Below are 17,712 nucleotides of genomic sequence, written 5' to 3'. Positions count from 1 at the left end.
ATGTACTTGTTGGCCTCGCCAACCAGCCGCATGGGTCACTCGGTCGCGGTGTTCAACCGCACCCCGGCCCGCACGGAGCGGCTTATGGACCTGCACGGGGGCGAGGGCGACTTCGTGCCGGCCGCCGATGCGGCCGCTTTCGTCGCCTCGCTGCGGCGGCCGCGCGCCGTGATAATCATGGTGCAGGCCGGCTCCGCCACCGAAGCGGTCATCGAGCAGTTGCGCGGGCTGCTGGAGCCGGGAGACATCATCGTCGACGCCGGCAACACCTTCTATGAGGACACCGAGCGCCGCGAGGCCTCCCTGCGCGAGCAGGGCATCCACTTCGTCGGCATGGGTGTGTCCGGTGGTGAGGAGGGGGCACTGCTCGGCCCCTCGATCATGCCCGGCGGTACCGACGCATCCTACGAGCGCCTCGGGCCGCTGCTGGAGTCCATCTCCGCCCACGTGGACGGCGAGCCCTGCTGCACGCACGTCGGCCCCGGCGGCGCCGGCCACTTCGTGAAGATGGTGCACAACGGCATTGAGTACGCCGATATGCAGCTGATCGCCGAGGCATACGATCTGCTGCGCGGCGTGGCCGGAATGAGCGTGCCCGAGATCGCCGACGTCTTCCGCGACTGGAAGCACTCCGAGCTGGACTCCTACCTGATCGACATCACCACCGAAGTCCTGGACCGGGTGGACCCGGCCACGGGCGCGCCCTTCGTGGATGTGATTGTGGACGCGGCCGGCCAGAAGGGGACGGGCGCCTGGACCACCCGCACGGCCCTGGACCTGGGCGTGGCCGTGCCCGCCATCGCGGAGGCCACCTTCGCGCGGGCGGCCTCCTCCGCTCCCGCGCAGCGGGCCGCCGTGCGGGCCGCAGGCCTGAACGCCGGCACCACCGTGCCGCATCTGGCCGCCGGGCCCGAGCGCGATGCCTTCGTCGACGCCGTGCGCCAGGCGCTGTACGGGTCCAAGATCGCCGCCTACGCCCAGGGCTTCGACGAGATCGCCACCGCCTCCGCACAGCACGACTGGAATGTGGACCTGGGCACCATGGCCCGCATCTGGCGCGGCGGCTGCATCATTCGCGCCCGCTTCCTGGACGACATCACCCGCGCCTACGAGGCCGACCCGCAGCTGCCCAGCCTGCTGACGGCCCCCACCTTCGCGGACGCGCTGCGCGCCGCCCTGCCGGCCTGGCGGCAGGTGGTCTCCGCCGCCGCCCTGGCGGGCGTGCCCGCACCGGCTTTCGCGGCCTCGTTGGCCTACGTGGACCAGCTGCGCGCCCAGCGCCTGCCCGCCGCTCTCATCCAGGGCCAGCGCGACTTCTTCGGCTCTCACACCTATCACCGTGTGGACGACCCCGAGGGCGTCTACCACGTGCTGTGGGCCGAGCCGGGCCGCGCCGAGGAGAAGTGGAACTGAGTCCTGGACTCGGGGCCGGGTGAAACGCCATCAGCTGCATCCGGCCCCGGCCGGGACCTTTTCCGGACCACGCATTGCGGCGGCCCACCGCGGCAACGGTATGGTTTGACCACAGCGGTGCGACCGGCACCGCCCGACCGGAGGGGAACAGATGTCGAGCACGCCGATGGAACCGGATCCCACCTCGACCCAGGCCTTCGGGGCGATTGGTGTCCCCGTTGAGCCCGACGTCCCCTCGGTGGGCATCTCCGCTCAGGACCGGGCCGCCATCGCGGCGCTGCCCGCGGGCACGGCGCTGCTCCTGGTGCAGCAGGGACCGACCGCCGGCGCTCGCTTCCTGCTCGATTCCGCCGAGACGACCGTCGGGCGGCACCCGCGCGCAGACATTTTCCTCGACGACGTCACGGTTTCCCGGAAGCACGCCGTCTTCACCGCGCTGCCCGATGGCGGTTTCTCCGTGCGCGATCAGGGCTCGCTCAACGGCACCTACGTAAACCGCCAGCGCGTGGAGCAGGTGGCCCTGCGTGCGGGCGATGAGGTCCAGATCGGCAAGTACCGCATGACCTACCACCCCGCGCCCCAGCGGGCCGCGCAGTGACCGGCGCCGCCGCCCGGCGTGGGGCGGTCGACCACTCGGCGCGCGCCGAGGGATCCGAACCGTGGCCGCGCGGGGTCTCCCGCGAGCCGGCGATGAAGATCGGTGAGGTGGTCGACCGCCTCAAAGCCGAGTTCCCCGCGCTATCCGTCTCCAAGGTGCGTTATCTCGAGGCCGAGGGACTCATCTCCCCGCACCGGGTCGGCAATGGCTATCGGCGCTACTCGGTAGCCGACATGGAGCGGCTGCGCTATACCCTGACCGCGCAGCGCGATGAGTACCTGCCGCTGTCGGTCATTCGCGAGCGTCTGACGGAGTTGGACGGGGATATGGACGCCCCGCCGCCGGCCCCGGTGGCGCGGGTGGTGGCCTCGGACGGCCGTACCGTGGCCGGCGCCTTCGACGCCGATGACCTGGTGCACCACTCGGGGGCGTCGCTGGCGCAGATCGAGGAACTTGTGACGATCGGCATCATCGTGCCCGACGCGCACGGCCGCTTCGACTCCCGTGCCCTCACCACTGTGTCACTCGCGCTCAGGGCGGGCCGGCTGGGCGTGCCCCTGCGCAATCTGCGGACGGTGCGCAGCGCCGCCGAGCGTGAGGCCGACGCCATCGAACTGGCCACTCAGCACAAGCGCAGCCGCTCTACGACGGCGGGGGAGGACGCGGCCGCGGAACTGGCCGGGGTGTTGGCGCAGTTGCACACCAGCCTGCTGCACCACGCCGTCGAGGCGCTGCGCTGACCGTCGTATACCAGTCGGCTACTCCAGATACTTCCGTCACCGTTCCCAGGACAGCACCGCCGACCCGCCGGTAGGTTATGGGCGTGCGGACCATGTCACTGATGGGAGTCCGTTCCACGGCCCCGGACTCAGGCCTGGTCGCCGTCCTCATGGAGGACGGGGGCCCGGGCATGATCACCGTCCCCGTGGGGGCGCGGGACGGACTGCTGCTGAACGCCCCCAGCCACAACCGGCCCCCCAGTTGGGTGCCGTTTCTGACTGCCTGCGTGGAGGCTTTCGGCTCGGCCATACTGCGGGTCGAGCTCGACGTCGACGCGGACGGCGGCCTATGCGCCGCCGCGGTGCTCGACTCAGCGGCACCCGGCCTGCCCAAGGTGGTGCCCTGTGTCCCCAGCGACGCGCTGATTCTGGCCGACGTGCTGTCCCTGCCGATGCTGGCCACCGACGCGCTGCTGCGGTTGCGCGGCATCGACCTGGGGGAGGAGGCATTGCGGCAGCGCATGCTGCGGTGGCGGCGGGAGCTGGACGGAGCCGTCTCGGAAGATGCGTGACCCCGCCCGTCCCGACCGGTCGGCTTCCTGCGACACGCGTGGCTCTTGTGACAGATGTGAAAGTTGATGTGCATCGCGTCACATTTCTCTTGCGGGTGTTGCGGGTTATCCGCGCAATTTCGCGCCGTCGGAACAGCGGGGGAGTCGAGAGTGAACCTCAACCTCAACTCAATGCCGTTTGTTCGGCGTGCCTGACATTGAGTCCGCCCACGACGGGTTCTATCGTGGAGCAGTGGCCGGGAGGACCGGCCCGCGCGTGCGTCCCCGCGCACGCCCCGATCTCGACAGGAGCCGGCAAGTGAGCGCCAACGAAGCGAGTCTTCACGCACCCGCACCCCAGCACACGCAGGGGATGCTCTTCGGTGACCCGCTCCCGCAGCTGGACGTCAACACCGGCTATCGCGGACCGGTCGCCTGCCGCGCCGCCGGCATCACCTACCGGCAACTGGACTACTGGGCCCGCACGGGCCTGGTCGAGCCCTCCATCCGTGGAGCCAAGGGCTCCGGCTCCCAGAGGCTGTACGCGTTCCGCGACATCCTGTTGCTCAAGATCGTCAAGCGCCTGCTCGACACCGGCGTCTCACTCCAGCAGATCCGGGTGGCCATCAACGCCCTGCACGCGCGCGGGGTCGAGGACCTGACCTCGATCACCCTGATGAGCGACGGCGCCTCCGTTTACGAGTGCACCAGCGCCGACGAGGTCGTGGACCTGGTCCAGGGCGGCCAGGGCGTCTTCGGCATCGCGGTCGGACGCGTCTGGCATGAGATCGAGGGATCGCTCGCCGAGCTCCCGGTCGAGCACGCCGCCGACGCCCCGGTCGTCGAGGACGAGCTTGCCAAGCGCCGTGCGGCCAAGCAGCAGGCGGTCTGATAACAAACTCGAAGAGGTACAACATGGCGCCAACCAGAACACTCGGGAACTCCGATCTTTCCGTCAGCCCCATCGGTCTGGGTGGGAACGTCTTCGGTTGGACGGCCGACGAACCCACCTCCCACCGCATTCTGGACGCCTACGTGGACGCCGGCGGAAACTTCATCGACACGGCCGACGGCTACTCCCACTGGGCCGAAGGCCACGTCGGCGGCGAGTCCGAGGCCGTGATCGGTACCTGGCTGGCGGACCGCGGCCGCCGCGACGACGTCATCATCGCCACCAAGGTAGCCACCAAGCCCGGGCGCGAGGGCCTCGCCGCCGGCAACATCCGCGCCGCCCTCGACGAGTCCCTGGAGCGGCTGCACACCGACCACGTGGACGTCTACTACGCCCACTTCGACGACCCGAACACCCCGCTGGAGGAAACGGTCGCCGCCTTCGAGGAGGCGCGTGCCGCCGGCAAGACCCGCTACGTGGCCCTGTCCAACTACACCCCCGACCGCGTTGAGGAGTGGTGCGCCATCGCCGCCGCCAATGACTTCGCGGCCCCGGTTGCGCTCCAACCCCATTACAACCTGGTGCACCGGCGCGACGTCGAGGGCCCCGGCAACCGCGGGGAGGTGGCCGCCGCTCATCAGCTGGGCATGGTGCCCTACTTCGCCCTCGCCTCCGGATTCCTCACCGGCAAATACCGGCCCGCCGCCGAGGCCGGCGCGGAGGTGGCCTCGCCGCGCGGCGGTTGGGTGGAGGATTATCTGCGCCCGGAGTGCTTCGCCGTCGTGGATGTGCTGCGCGAGGTTGCTGCTGCGCACGACGTCGCCCCCGCAGCGGTCGCCCTGGCCTGGTTGCGAGACCGCCCCGGTGTGGTGGCCCCGCTGGCCTCCGCGCGCACACTCGAACAGCTCGGCCCCATCGTCGACGCCCTCACACTCGCGCTAGCCGCAGACGAGACCGCGGCGCTCACCCGGGCCTCGGACCAGGTCTGAAACGAGACCGGCAACGGAACCGACTCCGCCCGGCGTGCGCCTCGAGGTGCGCGCCGGGCGGCGTGGTGCTTCAGGCGGTACGGCGACCCAGCACGTAGGTGCGCGAGTAGCCGTCCGACAGGTCCGTCAATGTCACGCGAATGAGCCCCGCGCCGTCGATGTCGTAACGCTCCTCCACCTGCGGGCCGTTGCCGAGCCGGCGCACCGGGACTGCCGCCAGGTCCTCGGCATCGCGCAAGGAGCGGTCGAAGGGAAACAGCACATCCTCGTAAGGCGCTAGCCGGCCACGCGGCTCACCGGATGCATCCACCCCGGCGCACTCCACGAACCGGTAGCGGCCGATGTTGTGCACGGCGGGGTAGCGGCGGGTGATGATCGTGCCGGACTCGCCGTCGGCCCGCTCCTGCACCGACTCCTCGGTCAGCAGGGCGTCGAATACGGTGCGCGCACCGGCGTCGGCCTCCCGGAAAACGCCGAAGCCGCGGGAGAGCCGGTCGGTGAGCGCCACCTCCGCATTGCGGTCGGCGGCGATGGCCAGGCCGATCGCGGTGGAGGCGCCCGGGTACGGGGAGCGGTGCACCCTCCGGCCGAAGCGCTCTCGCAGCAGCCGCGGCACCAGCGGGAAGGCGGAGCCACCGCCCACCAGGTAGATGCCGGCAATATCGGCCAGGTCGGGTCCGCCGTCGTCCAGTCGGCCGATCAGCGGGGCCATGGTGTCCAGGCTGCGTTGGAGCAGCGGCGTCGCGGCGGCGTAGAAGTCCGCCGCCGGCAGCACCACGTCCCTGCCACGCAGGGTGATCAGCAGGCGCCGGGTCTGCGGCGCCATCGACTCCTTGGCGTCGCGGCACTCGTCGAGCAGGTCATCCTGCTCCCTGCCGGTCAGCTCCTCCTCGGGCACCCCGGCCCGGTCCAGCACCAGCTGGGCGAGCAGCAGGTCGAGGTCGTCGCCGCCGAGGTCGGAGGCCCCGCGTGAGGCCAGGACCTCGTGCGACCGACCGCGCACGTCCACCAGCGAGGTGTCGAAGGTGCCGCCGCCCAGGTCGTACACCAGCACCCGAGTGCGCCGCGAGGACACGGTCGCGGACTTGCGGTGGGTGTACTCGAAGCCGGCGGCACTGGGCTCGTTAAGCATCGCGGTGACGTGGAAGCCGGCCGCCCGGAAGGCGTCCAGGGTGATCAGCCGCTGGGCTCCGTAGGCGTGCGCCGGTACCGCCACCGCGATGTTGGCGTCCTCGGCCCCCGGGTCCGCGCCCTCCAATGCGCCGGAGTCGGTCAGCTGTGCACGCACTGTCGTCAGGAAGCTGGTCAATAGCTCCAGTACCGTGAAACTCGCGTCACCGAGCCGCACGGGTGTCTGGGCGGTGACCGCGGGGGAGGAGAGCAGGCGCTTGAGGCTGCGCAGCAGCGGTGCGCCGTTCCGGGCGGCCGCCCGGGCCGCAAAGCCGTGTACCAGGCCGTCGTCGGTGAGCGCCGTCAGCGAGGGGAAGAACTCGTGCACGTCGCCGTCGGTGTCGGTGAAGCCGACGACGGGATAGTTGCCTCGGTCCGCACGGGCCACGACGGTGCGCGTCGTGCCCAGGTCGATGCCGAGGTCCAGGGGCGCGGAGGATGCGCGCCGACGCTTGGGGGTCTGTCGCGTACTGCTGCTACCGCTTCGGGCTGCCATGGAAGCGACCCTATCGCTCGGGCCCGTCCGGTGCCCGGCGGCGCGGCGGCGCAGCGGTGAGGCGTGGGCCTCTTTGCCACTCTTCGGCTCGGCCCCGGGGGTGACCCGGCCCACTGGGTCCGAGTGACGACGTCGCCGCCACCACACCTCGAGTGAACAGTTGGTGAATTCCCTCCGTCTGGGCTTCGGCGGCTCGCGCCGGCGGGGTAAGAATGACAGCAGGTCGCCTTCACGCGACCCGGGTGCGTTAAGTGCCGGACAGCCTCCGACGCGACCGCGCTCCCGCCCACCCGACCGGGAATGGCATGAGTACAACCCTTTTCATCGTGGTCGTGGTCGTAGTCACGGCGCTCGTCTTCGACTTCACCAACGGCTTCCATGATTCGTCCAACGCCATGGCGACCTCCGTGGCCACGGGCGCCTTCACGCCGCGGCGCGCCGTGTTGATCGCCGCTGTCCTGAATGTCATCGGCGCCACCCTCTCCACCGAGGTCGCCCGGACGATCTCCCACGGCATGTTCGACGACGCCCTGATCCAGGCGGCTCCCGCAATGGTGTTCGCCGGCCTGGCCGGTGCGATCCTTTGGAACCTCGCCACCTGGCTGTTGGGCCTGCCCTCCTCCTCCTCACACGCCCTGTTCGGCGGACTGATCGGCGCCGTCGTCGTCGCCGCCGGATTCCAGGGGGTTCACTGGGGCACGGTGATCTCCAAGATCATGCTGCCCGCCCTGATCGCCCCGGCTGTGGCCGCGGCGGCGTCGGCTGTCGCCACCTGGGTCAGCTACCGGATCACCGGGCCCACGGACAAGTTCGGTGACAAGATGTTCCGCAACGGCCAGCGCATTTCCGCCTCCATGGTGGCCCTGGCCCATGGCACCTCCGACGGGCAGAAGACCATGGGGGTGATCACCCTGGTGCTCATCGCCGCCGGATACCAGGAGGCGGGATCCGCACCGTACTGGTGGGTCGTGCTCGCAGCCGGTGCCGCCATCGGCCTGGGCACCTACTCTGGCGGGTGGCGCATCATGCGCACCATGGGCAAGGGTCTGGTCCACATCGACCCGCCGCAGGGATTCGCCGCGGAGACGACGTCCACCGTCGCCATCCTGGCCTCCTCCCACCTCGGCTTCGCCCTGTCCACCACGCACATCTGCACTGGATCGATCCTTGGCACAGGTATCGGCCGAGGCGCCAAGGTCTCTTGGGGCACCTTCGGCAAGATGGGCGCCGCCTGGCTCATTACGCTGCCGTGCGCCGCCGTGGTTGGTGCCGTCACCTCCTTCATCGCCGTCAAGGGCGGGGTCATCGGCACCATCGCCGTGATTGTGCTGCTGCTGCTCGGCGCTCTGCTCATCATCCGCCAGGCCAACCACAACAAGGTGGACTTCTCCAACGTCAACGACGCCGACAAGGTGGTCGTCGCCAAGCAGACCGATCCGTCGCTGGGGCGGCCCCCGAGGAGCCTGGAGCAGGTCAAGGCCGAGCTGGTGGGTTCCACCCCCAGTGACCGGGGGACGGGGGCGCTGGTATGAGCATCGACTGGTCCTCGCTGGGCCTGGTCACTCTGGTCACCGTGGTCGGAGCGGCCTTCATCCTGGCGGTCACCTCCGCGGCCGTGCGCATGCTCACCGCGGTGCGCGTCAAGCGGCAGTCCGGCGAGGTGAACGGGCTGCACGCAGCCGAAGTGGCCGCGGGCTTCTTCATCGCCTGCGTGGTTGGCATCGCCCTGTTCGGGCTGTGGCTCATCATCCCGTACTTCCACTAACTAAGCCGCCGACACGTCGTGTGCGCGTTCGGGCGTCGCCCGGCGAGTCCGGCTGTTAGGGTCGCCACATGACCGAGGATCTGAGGGCGGCCGCCCTGGAGGCAGTAGCCCACTCACACGCAGCCGCAGACCCCGACTACCCCGTGGTGCATCTGGCCCCGCCCGTCGGACGGCTCAATGACCCCAATGGCCTGCTGGTGGACTCCGGCACCTACCACGCCTTCTACCAGTTCAGCCCCTTCCACCCACACCGCAAGCTGGTGTACTGGGGGCACGCCTCCTCCAGGGACCTGCTGCACTGGAACCACCACGATCCGGCCATCATCCCCGATTCCTTCTACGACCGCTCCGGTGCCTACTCCGGCGGCGCGCTCGTGCTGGAGCCGGAGGAGACCGCCGCGGCCCCTGCCGGCGCCCCCTACCAGTTCTTCTACACCGGCAATCTCAAGGATCCGGTCACCGACGAGCGCACCGCCAGCCAGTGCCTGGTCACCAGCCCCGACCTGGCCGGCTTCACCAAGTGGCCGGACAATCCGCTGGTGCCCGACCACCCCGCCGGCTACACCGCTCACTACCGTGACCCGCAGGTGTGGCGCGATCCCGATGAGCCCGGGAGCTTCCGCATGCTCCTGGGTGTCCAGCGCGAAGACCTGACCGGGGCCGCACTGCTGTACCGCTCAACCGACCTGCGTGAGTGGGAGCTGGAGGGTGAGTTGACCTTCCCCGACGCCGGCGGCGCCTTCGATCACTTCGGCTACATGTGGGAGTGCCCCGGCCTGGTGCGCCTGACCGACGAGCTGACCGGGCAGGTGCGTGACGTGCTGATCTGGTGCCCGCAGGGAGTCGCCCCCGACACCGAGGGCTACGAGAACATCTTTCCCTGCGTCTACACCGTCGGCCGCCTGGTGGGCACCGAGCTGCGTGAGTGCGACGGGACCTTCACCGAGCTGGACCGCGGATTCGAGTTCTATGCGCCGCAGGCCTTCGCCCGGCGTCCCAGCGAGCCGGGCCCGGTCCTGCTGACCGGGTGGGCGGGCAACGCCTCCGAGGATGATCAGCCCTCGATCGACACCGGCGGCTGGGTGCATGCCTTGACGGTGCCGCGCGTGCTGACCCTGCGCGGCGGTCGCCTGCTACAGCGGCCGGTGACGACGCCGAGTGACGATGCGCCTGGGCTAACCCTGGTGGGGGAGGGCCTTCAGGCGGCCGCCCCCATCCGGGAACTGGCGGGGCACCGCTCCTGGCAGTTGCGCCTTCAGGCCGCGCCCGACGCGGACCGCTGGGGGCTGCGCATCGGCACCGCCGACTGCTGCGTCACCATCGAGCTTGCCCGTGCGGCCGACGGCGCCACGCACCTGATCGTGGATCGGTCCCGCTCGCGCTACACGCAGCACGGCGCCGCCCGCATCGTCACCCTGCCCGCGGGCACGGCGCCGCGATTGGAGGTGCTGCACGACCGGTCCATTACCGAGGTGTTCGTCGGTGACGGCGAGATCGCCTTCACCCTGCGCAGCTTCGTCGCACCGCTCGCCACCGGTGCCGGCCTGCTGGCCGACGAAGGAGCGCAACTGGAGGCGGGCGTCTTCGTATACGACTGAGTGCAGGCTTGGGGCGCGCGTCCGCGGCGGGGCGCGTCACCGCGGCGAATTGCCCGGCCCCAATGGTTGCGGAACTCCAGGGGCGAAGGTAGTCTGACCAACGTTTGACACAGGTCTAAACGCCCGGTCGGCGACCGACCCCCGGCGTACCGGAACCTTCCGTCGAGCTCAATGCAGAGTGATCAGTTCCCACAGAAAGGAAGCCCGGGTGGCTATGGATCACGCCCGCGTGGCGAAAGACGTCCTGACGTACGTCGGTGGCGCGGATAACATCAATGCGGCCGCGCACTGCGCGACCCGCCTGCGCCTTGTCCTCAATGACATGGACAAGGTGGATCAGAAGGCGCTGGACAAGGACCCCGACCTCAAGGGCACCTTCGTCGCCGGCGGCATGTTCCAGATCATCGTCGGTCCCGGCGACGTCGACATCGTGTTCGACGAGATGGTCAAGACCGGCGGGGTCAAGGAGGTCTCCAAGGACGAGGCCAAGCAGGAGGCCGCCAAGAGCGGCAACATCTTCTCCCGCTTCATCAAGATGATCGCGGACATCTTCGTCCCGATCCTGCCCGCCCTGATCGCCGGCGGTCTGATGATGGCGATCAACAACGTGCTCACCGCGAACGACCTGTTCTTCAAGGGTGACTCGTTGGTCGGGCGCTACGGCTGGCTGGCCGACTACGCCGACCTGATCAACATGATCTCCTCGGCGGCCTTCGCCTTCCTGCCGGTGCTGGTCGGCTACTCGGCCACCAAGCGCTTCGGCGGCAACGTCTACCTGGGCGCCGCCATGGGCGCGGCCATGGTCTCCACCTCGCTGCTGTCCGCCTACAACATGGCCAATGAGGAGGCCGCCCAGGCCTTCTGGGACTACATGGGCACCGCCGACACGTGGAGCCTGTTCGGCCTGACGGTCGACAAGATCGGCTACCAGGCGATGGTGATCCCGGTGCTGTGCGTCGCCTGGATCCTGTCCACTATCGAGAAGTGGTTGCACAAGCGCCTGTCCGGGACCGCGGACTTCCTGCTGACGCCGCTGATCACCATGCTGTTGACCGGCTTCCTCACCTTCGTGATCGTAGGCCCGATCACCCGCCAGCTGTCCATCTGGATCACCGAGGGCCTGGACTGGACCTACAACACGCTCGGCCCCATCGGTGGTTTCCTGTTCGGCCTGGTCTACTCGCCCATCGTGGTGACCGGCCTGCACCAGTCCTTCCCGGCCGTCGAGATCCCGCTGCTGCCCGTCAACGGAGGCGTCGGCGACTTCATCTTCCCGATCGCCTCCATGGCCAACGTCGCGCAGGGCGCCGTGGCCCTGGCGGTCTTCTTCAACACCCGCGACGCCAAGATGAAGGGTCTTGCCGGTGCCGGTGGTGTCTCGGCCGTCTTCGGCATCACCGAGCCGGCCATCTTCGGTGTGAACCTGCGTCTGCGCTGGCCGTTCTTCATCGCCATGGGGGCCGCCGCGATCGGCGGTGCCGGCGTGGCCCTGTTCAACGTTCGCGGCGCTGCGCTGGGCGCGGCCGGATTCGTCGGCTTCGTCTCGATCATCACCGAGAAGATCCCGGTCTACCTGGTCCTGGAGGCGGTCACCTTCATCATCGCCTTCGCGGCCGCCTTCGTCTACGGGCGTACCCCCAAGGGGCAGGCGTCCTTCGCCGCCGACGACGAGGTGGACGAGGCCGCCCTCGAGGCCGAGGCCACCAAGGCGCACTCCGCCACCGTGGAACTGCCCGCCGAGGCCGCCACCGACTTCACCATCACTTCGCCCATCCAGGGGCGGGCCGTCCCGCTGTCCGAGGTGGAGGACCAGACCTTCGCCTCCGGGATGCTTGGTCCGGGCCTGGCGGTGGTGCCGGCCTCCGGGCCCGTCGTCTCCCCGGTTGATGGCGAGGTGCTGGTCGCCTTCCCGACCGGCCACGCCTACGGCATCCGCTCGGCCAGCGGCGTCGAGCTGCTGATCCACGTCGGCATGGACACCGTCGAGCTGAACGGCAAGCACTTCACCCCGAAGGTATCCGCCGGCGACAAGGTCCTGCGCGGACAGACGCTGGTCGAGGTCGACTGGGCCGGCGTGACCGCGGACGGCTACCAGACCGTCACCCCGATCGTGGTGTCCAACGCGACCGCCTTCGGTGGCGTCACCGACGAGCACACCGGCGCGGTCGCCCGCGGCGGCGCCCTGTACGCCGTCGCCCCCGCCACCGAGCCGGTGGGCGCCTGAACCGCGCGTGTAGGACCTACCGCGTCCTGTAGATGAAGGCCGGTGGCCGTCCCGGGGAACCGGGGCGGCCACCGGCCTTCGCATCCCCGCATGCCGCGGCGTGCGGGGAGTGACGGGAGAAGGCGACGGCTACGTCGTCTTGCCGGGAAGCAGCTCGCCGGGCAACTCGATGGGGGAGTCCACCGGAGCGGCGTCCTCATTTTTGGCCTGTGCCCGAATCTGGGCCAGCAGCACCTCGACGGCGGTGTGCGCGATGTCGGTCAGGGGTTGGCGGACCGTGGCCAGGCCGGGCAGAGCACGCCGCACTGCGGAGGTCCCGTCGAATCCGATCACCTTGAAGTCCTCCGGTACGCGCCGGCCGTGGCGCTCGGCCCAGTCCAGGACCGCCGCCGCAGACAGGTCGTCGGTGGCGAAGACGGCGTCGATCTGGTCGGCCGCGGCGTCAAGGTGGGCGTCGATGAGACGGGCCCGCTCGGCGTCGGGGGTGTGGAAGTCGACGGTGAAGATGAGCGGTTCGATGCCTGCCTGCTCCAGGACGTTCCGGTAGCCCGCCTCGCGGCGGTTGTGCGGACCGGTGCGTGAGGTGAGTAGTGCGGGGCGGCGTGCCCCGCGATCAAGCAGCAAACGAGTGGCCTGGCAGGCGGCCGCCTCGTTGGCGCAGCGAACATTCGGGATTGTGGGGGAGAGGTCGCGGTCGATCGTCACCAGGGGCATGCGGATCGTCTGGTATTCCTTGAGGTTGCCATTGTGAGCACCGGAGATGATGCCGTCGACGCGGTGGGAGACCAACAGGTCCAGGTACTCGCGTTCCCTGTCGGCCCGTCCCATCGAGTTGCACACGAGCATGCGGTAGTGGTGGTTCGCCAGCGCGTTCTCGATTTCCGCGGTCACTTCGCCGAAGAAGGGCAGGGCGACCGTCGGCACGATCACGCCGATGATGTTGGTTGACTTGCCGTGCAGTGCACGGGCGACCTGGTTGGGCCGGTAGTTGAGCTGGGCGATTGCCTTGGCGACCCGATCCTTGGTCGCCTGGCTGAGGTATCCGCGGTTGTTGAGCACCCGGGATACGGTCGTTAGGGAGACGCCGGCGACTTCGGCGACGTCAGCCAGCGTGGGTTCGCGACGTACGACCAACGGCGACTCCTTCGTGAGACTACTGCATGAATCTGTATCACCGGGCCGACCGATTTGCGCGGCTGTCCGACAAATCCCGCCTAAGCCTAGTCCTTGGCAGGCCGATGTTGTGCAACCGGCCACCTAGCGGCCGTCTTGGCCGCATCTATGTAATGACATTCTAGAGCATGTCATGGGGTGGTGGGTTCCTGTACTGGGCAAGCATATGCCGCACCGGCGGCTGTCGCCCTCGTGACCTGCACATATTCCCGGGGACTAGTTCCTGCCGATGACCTGACAGGCGCGGGGTGGGGGGCCGTGCGCACGCCTCGTTGCGCGCAGGCTTCTTGGCAGGGCATAGAGGTCCTCGCAGCACTTGGGCCGCCTGGGTCACGGCGGCTCGTAACGCCCCTGGTCGTTGAGTACGCCGTCGTGCATGACCATGACCCGGTCGCAGACCGGCAGGATCCGTTCATCGTGGGTGACCATCACCGTCGCCTTGCCCAGTTCGTGTGTCTGCTGCGCGAGCAACTGGGCCACGTCGTGGGCTCGGCGTGAGTCCAGTGCGGCCGTGGGCTCATCGGCCAGGATCACCTTGGGATCGTGGTACACGGCGACGGCGATGGCGGCGCGCTGCTTCTCACCCCCGGACATCTGGGAAGGGTAGGCGCGAACACGTTCCCCGATGCCCAGCATGGCGAGCAACTCATCTCGACGCTTCGTGGCGGGGGCGCGCCGCAGCACCCGGTCATGTAGCGCGAACTGGTCGGCCAGAGTCAGGAACGGGACCAGGCCCGAGCCCTGGAGCACAAAGCCCAGGCATTTCCGGCGCAGTTGCGCGCGTTTTTTCTCGGGCAGCGCGGAGAACGGGCTCCCGTCGATCTCGACGGTACCCGTGGTGGGCGTGCGTAATCCGCCCATAACGGTCAGAAGAGTCGACTTGCCCGAACCGGAGGGGCCCAGGATGCCGACGAGCTCACCGCCGTGGATCTCCAGATCCGTGCTTCTCAGTGCGTGCACGATCTCGCTGCCCTGGTGGTAGTCGCGCGATACCCCGGACAGCGCCATTGCCGCCGCAGTAGGCGCGTCTGTATGCAGATGGGCGTCGTGTTTCATGAGATTGCCTCCACAGGATCAATGCGGGCGATAACGCGCACCGATGCCAACCCTCCCAGGATCGATACCAGGATGAAGGCGATAGCGATCATGGCGTTGAGTCCCGCAGACAGACGGAACGGGACGGCGTCCGGAAGGATGGCTGAGGTCAGCAGGGTCAGCAGCAGCCCCATCAGTACGCCGGTTGCGGCGAGGACCGCGGTCTGAGCGCCTCCGGAGCGGATGAGGTAGCCGGTGGGGACCCCGCGCGCCCTGAGGATGCCCAGAACCGGGCGCTTCTGGAGGGTGAGTACGTAGAGGAAGATCCCGAGTACCAGTGCGCCCACGAGAATGAGGGAGCCGATCATGAGGGTGAATGTCAGTACCTGGGCGGAGTACCCGGGCAACGTCTGGATCAGCTCCTCGGTCGTCAAAAGCGTGAGCCCGGCGGCCGAGGCCGCCTCGACCGCCTGCGAGTCCTCCGTGATGTTGCCGTCAAGCACGACGGCGCTGGTCGTGGGGGACTGGTTGGCCGGTCCCTTCTCCCGCAGGGCGTTAGCATCGACGGTGAGTACGGGGGTGGCCTGGAACGTGGTGTCCCGAGTCAGTCCGGTGACGGTCCACTCATGGTCCGAGCCCAGGAGCCGAACCGTGTCGCCGACGGCCAGTCCGTCCGCCCGCAGGCTCTCGTCGGCCAGGATTTCTTTAGTCGGGTCCGTGATTCCGGAGCCGGAGACGACGGTGGGGGAGAGTCGGCCGTCCAAGTCGATGCCGAAGGCGAAGACGTCCGCCTTGGACTCGTTCTCTGCGTCGCCCTGAGTGCTGTCCCCGTCCGCCTTTGACGGCAGCTGCGCCACGACGGGAACGGAGATGAGGGGCGAGGCATGCGTGCCGGCGTCCTCGGCAATTGATGTGGCGCGGGTCACTTGGTCGGTGGTCATTCGTGAGGCCGAGATGTTCTCGTTGGACGCCTCGGTGACCATGATGCTGGCCGAGCGCCAGCTGTCCACGATGGCCCGGTAGGAGCCGGCCAGGCCCGTGGCGAGGGAGGCGAGGAAGAAGGTGAGGTAGGTGATCAGCGTGATCACCGCGACGACGAGCGCGAAACGACCGGGCTCATGTTGAATCTCACGCAGAGCAAGAAACACCGAGACTCCTTCTTCGAACTCCAGAGCGGTTCGTTGTCGACGGGGCCGCGCGGCCCATACCCGCTTCGGCCGGACCAGGTTGATGATCCGCGAACTGCGCTACAGGTTGCCCTCGGCGGCAGGGTGTTCCGTGTGAGCGGCATCCGAGCAGCATCGGAATCAGGGCACGGTTGAGTGCCGGCGGTCGCGCTGCTGCGCGTGGGGCTCTGAGGGGAGGAGCGCCCTTTGAGTTCGAGAGGGTGGGTTTGGGGTGCGGCGAGCGGACCTCGGGGCGGCGACTCAACGCCTCATCTCGGAAATGACATAATGTACATTATCGGCGTTGCCGGCGGGGGTGTTGACCGGTCCGGACTGGGCGGCCGGGCTTCGTCTGAGTGTGTTCCAACCGGCACCGGTTCGGCTGCGTCTCGCGCGCTACTTCCCGTAGCGGCGATGGACGGCCTGCTTGCTGATGCCCAGCGCGGCGCCGATGGCCGTCCAGCTGTGGCCGGCGTTGCGCGCCCGGCGCACGGCGACTTCCTCGGCGGCGTCGAGCTCTCTGCGTGCGCGCACGATGCGTCCGAGCTCCTTCAGTGGTGCGTCGTCGTCGGCGCCGATCAGGGTCTTCATGACGTCAATTTTAGTTGACTTCCTGATGGTGTGGCAAGCTCGACGAACTAGCATTCTCCCTATGACGAGGGCCACAGTATGTGAATGGATGGGCAATGCCTCCAATGTGGATGACGAGCGGTGTCTGTTGGTCCTGCCGGGCCTGAACTACCCGGCGCAACTTCCCGGGCTGTACCTGCCGATGCGTGCGCTGTCGCTCGAAGGGTGGAAAGTGTTTCATGGGCAGTGGGAGCTGGCTGATCTCAGTGCACCCGAGCGTCGCGCCGCCGTAAGCGAAGCCGCTGCGGAGTTCGTCTGCCGTACCGCTGGAGCAGGTCGGCGTCTGATCATGGCGAAGTCGCTGGGTACCTTGGCTGCTGGTTGTGCGGCCGACCATGCGATCCCGGCAGTCTGGGTTACTCCGTTGCTCCGCGACGACAGGTGTGTCCGTGATATCGCGCGTTCCAGCGCGCCGGCGCTGCTGGTTGCCGGAAGTCGCGACTGGGCCTGGGATGACGCGGCCGCCAGGCGGACCGGCAAGCGGCGGCTGCAGCTGGGTACTTGCGATCATGCACTGCTGACCGGCGATTGGCGGGAGGAGGTTGAGATGCTGGAGGTGTTGACGAGTGCGGTTGCTGACTTCGCGCGCGACTTTACATGTGTAAACTCGGGGGTGTGACATCGAACCTCCAAACGGCGTCGCGCACCGACTCGCCCACCGCCTCCTCACCACAGTCGCGGCAACGACTGGTCACCGCCGCGACCGCGCTGCTCGACGAACGCGACCCCGCAGAGATCACGATCACCGACGTCGTCAAGCGCGCCGGACTCACCCGCCCCACCTTCTACGCCTACTTCCCGGATCTGCCCGGGGCCTTCGCCGCGGCCGCCGTGGCCCGGCTCGAGGACGTGTTCGCCGCGGCTCCGCCGGCAGCCGCCGCACGGCAGGCCGACGCCGAGGAACTGGCGGCGACCTTCCGGCAACTGCTCACGCGCATGCAACCCCACGCCGAGTTCTTCCTGCGCGTACTCAACGGTCCCGGAGGTCCGGCCACCGAAGCGGCGATCATTCAGTACCTCGCTGAGAGGCTGCGCAGCTCCTCCCCCGCCACCGCCGCGCTCGCCGCGGGGCCCCTGCCCCTCCAGGTAAGTAGTGAGGCGATCGCCGCGGGCGTCACTTGGACCATGCGCCGCTGGCTGGCCGATCCACACGCCCCGGGCGTCGAGTCGGCCTCCGGTCTACTGCGCGATCTGGTGCTGCGCATGACCGCACCCGGGCTTGGCGGCCGTGCGGCCGACCGCGGCGTCTCCACGGACGAAGGCGTCAATTCATGACCGCGGCCCGTAATCGCG

General features: G+C 68.7%; 17 protein-coding genes. 12 read left to right on the top strand and 5 right to left on the bottom strand.

Annotated features, from left to right (window positions below; genetic code table 11):
• The 6 genes from gndA to BN1056_RS11265 all read left to right on the top strand — a co-directional run.
• Positions 1-1,413, top strand: a 1,413-nt coding sequence (gene gndA, locus BN1056_RS11290; RefSeq protein WP_210581294.1) for an NADP-dependent phosphogluconate dehydrogenase, incomplete at its 5' end; no start/stop codon positions are given.
• 151 nt (positions 1,414-1,564) lie between these two features.
• Positions 1,565-2,011 (top strand): FHA domain-containing protein, encoded by a 447-nt coding sequence (locus tag BN1056_RS11285; RefSeq protein WP_210581291.1) that lies wholly within the window; start codon positions 1,565-1,567, stop codon positions 2,009-2,011.
• A gap of 92 nt (positions 2,012-2,103) precedes the next feature.
• Positions 2,104-2,751 carry a transcriptional regulator FtsR gene (gene ftsR / locus BN1056_RS11280; protein ID WP_210581289.1) on the top strand — a complete coding sequence of 216 codons (648 nt, stop codon included), beginning with the start codon at positions 2,104-2,106 and terminating at the stop codon, positions 2,749-2,751.
• A gap of 101 nt (positions 2,752-2,852) precedes the next feature.
• Positions 2,853-3,302, top strand: coding sequence for a DUF151 domain-containing protein (locus BN1056_RS11275; RefSeq protein ID WP_210581287.1), 450 nt, complete (start codon positions 2,853-2,855; stop codon positions 3,300-3,302).
• Between the two features lie 352 nt (positions 3,303-3,654).
• The gene (locus tag BN1056_RS11270; RefSeq protein ID WP_210581331.1) at positions 3,655-4,173 is read left to right on the top strand and encodes a MerR family transcriptional regulator; all 519 of its coding nucleotides are present in this window, start codon (positions 3,655-3,657) and stop codon (positions 4,171-4,173) included.
• Between the two features lie 23 nt (positions 4,174-4,196).
• Positions 4,197-5,162, top strand: a complete 966-nt coding sequence (locus BN1056_RS11265; RefSeq protein ID WP_210581285.1) for an aldo/keto reductase — start codon at positions 4,197-4,199, stop codon at positions 5,160-5,162.
• 70 nt (positions 5,163-5,232) lie between these two features.
• Here BN1056_RS11265 and BN1056_RS11260 read toward each other — a convergent pair whose 3' ends face one another.
• Positions 5,233-6,828, bottom strand: a complete 1,596-nt coding sequence (locus BN1056_RS11260) for an Hsp70 family protein (RefSeq protein ID WP_210581283.1) — start codon at positions 6,826-6,828, stop codon at positions 5,233-5,235.
• 305 nt (positions 6,829-7,133) lie between these two features.
• Here BN1056_RS11260 and BN1056_RS11255 point away from each other — a divergent pair, with 305 nt between their 5' ends.
• The 4 genes from BN1056_RS11255 (at position 7,134) to BN1056_RS11240 (ending at position 12,415) form a co-directional block, all read left to right on the top strand.
• Entirely contained in the window at positions 7,134-8,360 is a 1,227-nt protein-coding gene (locus tag BN1056_RS11255) for an inorganic phosphate transporter (protein WP_210581281.1), read from the top strand.
• On the top strand, positions 8,357-8,593 hold the full coding sequence (locus BN1056_RS11250; protein ID WP_210581279.1) for a hypothetical protein: 237 nt from the start codon (positions 8,357-8,359) through the stop codon (positions 8,591-8,593). Before BN1056_RS11255 ends, BN1056_RS11250 begins: the two co-directional genes overlap by 4 nt.
• A 68-nt stretch (positions 8,594-8,661) precedes the next feature.
• Positions 8,662-10,191 (top strand): glycoside hydrolase family 32 protein, encoded by a 1,530-nt coding sequence (locus BN1056_RS11245; protein ID WP_210581277.1) that lies wholly within the window; start codon positions 8,662-8,664, stop codon positions 10,189-10,191.
• Between the two features lie 214 nt (positions 10,192-10,405).
• Positions 10,406-12,415 (top strand): sucrose-specific PTS transporter subunit IIBC, encoded by a 2,010-nt coding sequence (locus BN1056_RS11240; RefSeq protein ID WP_210581329.1) that lies wholly within the window; start codon positions 10,406-10,408, stop codon positions 12,413-12,415.
• A 129-nt stretch (positions 12,416-12,544) separates the two neighbouring features.
• Here the strand turns inward: BN1056_RS11240 and BN1056_RS11235 are convergent, their stop codons facing one another.
• From BN1056_RS11235 to BN1056_RS11220, 4 genes are all read right to left on the bottom strand, one after another.
• Positions 12,545-13,549, bottom strand: coding sequence for a LacI family DNA-binding transcriptional regulator (locus BN1056_RS11235; protein WP_210581275.1), 1,005 nt, complete (start codon positions 13,547-13,549; stop codon positions 12,545-12,547).
• A 369-nt stretch (positions 13,550-13,918) separates the two neighbouring features.
• The gene (locus tag BN1056_RS11230; RefSeq protein WP_280516466.1) at positions 13,919-14,644 is read right to left on the bottom strand and encodes an ABC transporter ATP-binding protein; all 726 of its coding nucleotides are present in this window, start codon (positions 14,642-14,644) and stop codon (positions 13,919-13,921) included.
• Entirely contained in the window at positions 14,641-15,771 is a 1,131-nt protein-coding gene (locus tag BN1056_RS11225; RefSeq protein ID WP_210581273.1) for an ABC transporter permease, read from the bottom strand. Before BN1056_RS11225 ends, BN1056_RS11230 begins: the two co-directional genes overlap by 4 nt.
• Positions 15,772-16,185: 414 nt before the next feature.
• A complete protein-coding gene (locus tag BN1056_RS11220) occupies positions 16,186-16,380 on the bottom strand; it encodes a hypothetical protein (RefSeq protein ID WP_187271258.1) in 195 nt (64 codons plus the stop codon).
• An 88-nt stretch (positions 16,381-16,468) separates the two neighbouring features.
• Between BN1056_RS11220 and BN1056_RS11215 the strand changes: the two genes are divergently transcribed.
• The gene (locus BN1056_RS11215) at positions 16,469-17,038 is read left to right on the top strand and encodes a hypothetical protein (protein ID WP_210581271.1); all 570 of its coding nucleotides are present in this window, start codon (positions 16,469-16,471) and stop codon (positions 17,036-17,038) included.
• Positions 17,035-17,694 carry a TetR/AcrR family transcriptional regulator gene (locus tag BN1056_RS11210; protein WP_210581270.1) on the top strand — a complete coding sequence of 220 codons (660 nt, stop codon included), beginning with the start codon at positions 17,035-17,037 and terminating at the stop codon, positions 17,692-17,694. Before BN1056_RS11215 ends, BN1056_RS11210 begins: the two co-directional genes overlap by 4 nt.
• Positions 17,695-17,712 lie beyond the last annotated feature (18 nt).

Source organism: Actinomyces succiniciruminis (assembly GCF_900002405.1).
Classification (GTDB): Bacteria; Actinomycetota; Actinomycetes; order Actinomycetales; family Actinomycetaceae; genus Actinomyces; species Actinomyces succiniciruminis.
This window is presented reverse-complemented; position numbering and strand designations above follow the sequence as displayed.